The sequence below is a fragment of the Acinetobacter sp. C15 genome (assembly GCF_013420645.1).
GTDB lineage: Bacteria > Pseudomonadota > Gammaproteobacteria > Pseudomonadales > Moraxellaceae > Acinetobacter > Acinetobacter indicus.
Genome location: NZ_VOXR01000140.1, coordinates 1 through 1,037, shown reverse-complemented (window position 1 = coordinate 1,037; position 1,037 = coordinate 1). Strand labels below are relative to the sequence as shown.

At 37.3% G+C, this 1,037-nt stretch carries 3 protein-coding genes; all 3 read left to right on the top strand.

Going from position 1 to position 1,037, the window contains the following annotated elements; translation table 11 throughout:
- Window positions 1-93 (top strand): transposase domain-containing protein (locus FTT63_RS15580; protein ID WP_046889966.1); only part of this gene is annotated, 93 nt, incomplete at its 5' end.
- A gap of 191 nt (window positions 94-284) precedes the next feature.
- On the top strand, window positions 285-587 hold the full coding sequence (locus FTT63_RS15575) for a type II toxin-antitoxin system RelE/ParE family toxin (RefSeq protein WP_000286964.1): 303 nt from the start codon (window positions 285-287) through the stop codon (window positions 585-587).
- Window positions 588-869, top strand: coding sequence for an addiction module antidote protein (locus FTT63_RS15570; RefSeq protein WP_000985609.1), 282 nt, complete (start codon window positions 588-590; stop codon window positions 867-869). It begins immediately after the preceding gene.
- The last annotated feature ends 168 nt before the right edge of the window (window positions 870-1,037 follow it).

The window sequence follows — 1,037 nt, the reverse complement described above, 5'->3', positions numbered from 1 at the left end:
TATTTAAGTGATGTGCTGAAAAGGTTACCGACACACAAAGTGACCCAAATTGAAGAATTGCTGCCGCACTGCTGGAAACCTAAATCGAATTAAAAAATAGGTATGGGATTCAGCGGACGCTTACCTTTAAAGTCATTTTTACTCCATTTAAATTTTTAGGTTTTGGTGCATTAAGAATTTTGATTAACTTAACATAATGGCGGTTATACGAAATTCACCGTTTCGAGCCCCAAATATCAAGTTTATTTCTTGCATAAATGTATCCTATAGGATACATTCTACTTATGTACTCAATATATACCACTGAAGTCTTTGATGACTGGTTCACCAAGTTAAAAGACCAGCAGGCAAAAAGACGCATACAAGTCCGAATTGATCGGGTTGAAGATGGAAACTTTGGAGATACTGAGCCGGTCGGTGAAGGTGTTTCTGAATTACGTTTCTTCTTTGGGCCAGGCTATAGGATTTATTACTGCAAGCAAGGGCAAAGGGTTGTTATTCTTTTAGCAGGCGGAGATAAGTCTACGCAAAGTAAAGATATAAAACTTGCCCTGCAATTGGCACAAGATTTAGAGGAGGAGCTATAAATGGCTATTAAACTTCGCAAATGGGACAGTGCTGAGCATCTTAAAACAGAGGATGATATGCAGGCTTACTTACAAGCATGTATTGAAGAATCTAATGGCGATGCCGCATTCATTGCAAAGGCTTTAGGTAACATTGCAAAAGCTAAAGGAATGGCTCAATTATCACGAGATACAGGCTTAGGCCGAGAAAGTCTTTATAAAGCACTTTCTGGTGATGTTAACCCTAGTTTTGATACTGTGATTAAAGTTGTAAAAGCACTGAATTTACGCTTAGCAATTTAAAAAAAGTTATTAAAAAATGGAGCTTTAGGCTCCATTTTTTATGTTATTCCAAAGTAGAAATGTCCTATCTTAAAACCAAATAGAAATGTCCTATACAGACATTTCCAAGTCAAGCACAGGATTCAGATTTCGTTGTTGAATTGCTGTTTTCTGTGCACGTCTTCTTGG

Excerpts from the sequence above, each read along its gene's own strand:
- FTT63_RS15575 (WP_000286964.1), top strand. The coding sequence starts at position 285 with ATGTACTCAATATATACCACTGAAGTCTTTGATGACTGGTTCACCAAG.
- FTT63_RS15570 (WP_000985609.1), top strand. The coding sequence starts at position 588 with ATGGCTATTAAACTTCGCAAATGGGACAGTGCTGAGCATCTTAAAACA.